At 69.8% G+C, this 3,637-nt stretch carries 4 protein-coding genes; 1 reads left to right on the forward strand and 3 read right to left on the reverse strand.

The window, feature by feature from the left end; genetic code table 11:
• From A9X04_RS01755 to recO, 3 genes are all read right to left on the reverse strand, one after another.
• On the reverse strand, nt 1-372 hold a 372-nt coding region (locus tag A9X04_RS01755; protein ID WP_067917148.1), incomplete at its 3' end, for a hypothetical protein.
• Nucleotides 373-485: 113 nt separating this feature from the next.
• On the reverse strand, nt 486-1,379 hold the full coding sequence (locus A9X04_RS01760; RefSeq protein ID WP_067917150.1) for a decaprenyl diphosphate synthase: 894 nt from the start codon (nt 1,377-1,379) through the stop codon (nt 486-488).
• Nucleotides 1,372-2,169 (reverse strand): DNA repair protein RecO, encoded by a 798-nt coding sequence (recO, locus tag A9X04_RS01765; protein ID WP_067917152.1) that lies wholly within the window; start codon nt 2,167-2,169, stop codon nt 1,372-1,374. Before recO ends, A9X04_RS01760 begins: the two co-directional genes overlap by 8 nt.
• Before the next feature lie 62 nt (nt 2,170-2,231).
• On the opposite strand from recO, the gene A9X04_RS01770 reads away from it, so the two are divergent.
• On the forward strand, nt 2,232-3,637 hold a 1,406-nt coding region (locus A9X04_RS01770; RefSeq protein WP_067917154.1), incomplete at its 3' end, for an amidase.

Below are 3,637 nucleotides of genomic sequence, written 5' to 3' on the forward strand. Positions count from 1 at the left end.
GGTGCGCAGCGCGTCGTCGGTCAGGCCGGCGCCGGGAAAGTTGTACCGCAGCATCACGTCGGCACTCTTGGCCGCGCCCTTGCCCGAGTTGCGTTGCACCGCCTTCGCGTTGACCTTCTCCACGAGCGTGACGCTGCCGAAGTTGCTGTCACGGGCCTGCCTGGCGACCTGGTCGCTGATCTTCTTGGTCAGGGGCAGATCCCACCCCACGACCTGGGTGAGCGAGACGAGGTCGAGGTCGTCGGCGATGTGGACCACCCGCAACGACGCGATGGTCCCGGCGTGGCGCACCGTCAGCGCGCCGTCGGACTCCTCCTCGACCGGAAGGACTTCGCCGAGCACCGACGCCAGCCGCTCCTGCAACGACGGCATCGGATCATCCCCGTGAGGACCCGGTGCGCCCGGCTCCGCCGCGCTTCCGGTCCCCACTGAATCATCCCCGTGAGGACCCGGTGCGCCCGGCTCCGCCGCGCTTCCGGTCCCCACTAGGCGCTCCCGAATCTTCTGTTGCGCGAAGCGTATTCCTCGCACGCCGCCCACAAGTCGCGGCGGTCGTAGTCGGGCCACAGCTTGTCCTGGAAGATGTACTCGGCGTACGCCGCCTGCCACAGCATGAAGTTGCTGGACCGCTGCTCCCCCGACGTCCGCAGGAACAGGTCCACGTCGGGGATGTCGGGCCGTTGCAGATGCTGTGCCACCGTCGCCTCGGTGATGCGCTCCGGGTTCAGCCGGCCGGCGGCGGCCAAGCGCGCGATTTCCTTTGTAGCGTCCGCGATTTCGGCACGCCCCCCGTAGTTGACACAGTAGTTGACGGTGATGACGTCGTTGCCCTTCGTCATCTCTTCTGCGATCGCCAATTCATTGATAACACTGCGCCACAGCCGTGGACGCGAGCCCACCCAGCGGATCTTGACCCCGATCGCGTTGAGGTTCACGCGGCGCATACGCACCACATCGCGGTTGAAGCCCATGAGAAAGCGGACCTCCTCGGGCGACCGCTTCCAGTTCTCCGTGGAGAATGCGTAAAGGCTCAGCCACTTGACCCCGATTTCGATTGCGCCACAGACGATGTCGATGACCACCGCCTCGCCTGCCCGGTGGCCGTCGGTGCGGCTCAATCCCTGTTGGGTGGCCCAGCGGCCGTTGCCGTCCATCACGATCGCCACATGGTTGGGCAAGCGGTCGGCCGGGATCCGGGGAGCGGCGGCCTTCGAGATGTGTTGCGGTGGGCGGCACGGGCCACCGTCGGCGGATGAAGGCAGTTCGGGGAAGACGACCGGCCAGGTCGACTTGTCGGGGAAGGTCGGGTAGTCGTCGGGGGCGGGCGGCAGCTGCGGGAAGACGATGGACGCCAGCTTGCGCTCGGCCTTGCTAGCCACAGTCCAGATCCTGCTCGACCAGCGCGGCACGCCGCTGCGCGATGGCGCGGTCGACATGATACGTCCGCTCCACCAGTGGCAGCGTCTTGAGCTGCCGTTCCAGGTGCCATTGCAGGTGCGCGGCCACCAGCCCGCTGACGTAGCTGCGGTGCGATTGCGGGGTCTTGTCGGCGAACTCCCAATCGCCGTCGTGCAGCGCGGACATCAGATCCAGCACGCCCGGCGGCGGTGTCGTCGAACCGGCCGGACGGCAGTGTGCGCAGACGCTGCCCCCGGCGCCGACATGGAACGCGCGATGCGGCCCCGGGGTGGCGCACCGCGCGCACTCGGTCAGCGCCGGCGCCCATCCGGCGATGCCCATGGCGCGCAGCAGATAGGCGTCCAGCAGCAGGTCCCGGGACCGGCGGCCGTCGGCCACCGCCCGCAACGCGCTCACCGTGAGCCGGTGCAGGGCCGGGGCGGGGGCCCGCTCCTCACCGGCGAGGCGTTCGGCGGTTTCCAGCATCGCGCACCCGCAGGTATAGCGGCCGTAGTCGCTGACGATGTCGGTGGCGAACGCGTCGATCGAGACAACCTGGGTGACGATGTCGAGGTTGCGGCCGGGATGCAGTTGCGCGTCGATGTGCGCGAACGGTTCCAGCCGCGCCCCGAATTTGCTGCGGGTGCGACGGACCCCCTTTGCCACCGCCCGAACCAGCCCGTGATCGCGGGTGAGCAGGGTGACGATCCGGTCGGCCTCGCCGAGCTTGTGTTGACGCAACACCACCGCCCGGTCTCGATACAGCCGCATCACAATAGTTTTGCACCCCGCCGCGACAATGCTGGTATCCGCGCCGATTAGTCTCGTACCCCGTGATTGGCGCTTCCGAGTCGAGTGCCGGGTCCGTTTTCGGATCCGGTGGCCAGCGCCTGCCCACACTGACTGACCTGCTCTATCAGCTGGCGAGTCGCTCGGTGACCTCCGTCACACTGGTGCGCCGGTCCCTGCACGCCATCCACGCGAGCCAGCCGACGCTGAACGCCTTCCGCGTGGTGCTCACCGAGTCGGCACTGGCCGACGCGGCCGCGGCCGACCGTCGCCGCGAGGCCGGGGACACGGCGCCGTTGCTGGGCATCCCGATCGCGGTCAAGGACGACGTCGACGTTGCCGGGGTGCCGACCGCGTTCGGCACCGAGGGATATGTCCCGCCCGCCACCCACGACGCCGAGGTCGTTCGCCGCCTGAAGGCGGCGGGCGCGGTGATCGTCGGCAAGACCAACACCTGCGAACTGGGTCAGTGGCCGTTCACCAGCGGACCCGGATTCGGGCACACCCGTAACCCCTGGTCACGCCGGCACACCCCGGGCGGCTCGTCGGGGGGCAGCGCGGCCGCGGTGGCCGCGGGGCTGGTCACCGCCGCGATCGGCTCCGACGGCGCCGGCAGCGTTCGCGTCCCCGCCGCGTGGACGCACCTGGTCGGCATCAAACCGCAGCGTGGCCGCATCTCCACCTGGCCGCTGCCGGACGCGTTCAACGGCATCACGGTCAACGGCGTGCTGGCCCGCACGGTGGCCGACGCGGCGTTGGTGCTCGACGCGGCGTCGGGCAACGTCGAGGGCGACCGGCACAAGCCGCCCCCGATCACCGCGTCCGACTATGTCGGTATCGCGCCCGGCCCGCTGAACATCGCGCTGTCAACGCGGTTCCCCTACACCGGGTTTCGGCCCAAGCTGCATCCCGAGATCCTGGCCGCGACGCGAGCCGTGGCCACGCAGCTCGAGCTGCTCGGCCACACGGTGGTGCCCGGAAATCCCGACTACGGCCTGCGGCTGTCGTGGGACTTCCTCGCGCGGTCCACCGCCGGCCTGCGGGATTGGGAGGAGCGACTGGGCGACGGCGTGATCCTCGACCCCCGCACGCTGGCGAACCTGCGCGTGGGCCATGTCCTGGGCCAGGCCATCCTGCGGACCGCGCGCCGGCATGAAGCCGCCCTCCAGCGGCGGGTGGGTTCGATCTTCGACATCGTCGACGTCGTCCTGGCCCCGACCACGGCCCAACCGCCGCCGCTGGCGCGCGCGTTCGACCGGTTGGGCAGCTTCGGCACCGATCGGGCGATGATCGCCGCGTGCCCGGCCACGTTCGCGTGGAACGTGCTGGGGTGGCCGTCGATCAACGTGCCGGCCGGGTTCACCTCCGAGGGGCTGCCGATCGGCGTGCAGTTGATGGGGCCCGCCAACAGCGAAGGCATGCTGATCTCGCTGGCCGCCGAGCTGGAGGC

Source organism: Mycobacterium sp. E3247 (assembly GCF_001667785.1).
GTDB lineage: Bacteria > Actinomycetota > Actinomycetes > Mycobacteriales > Mycobacteriaceae > Mycobacterium.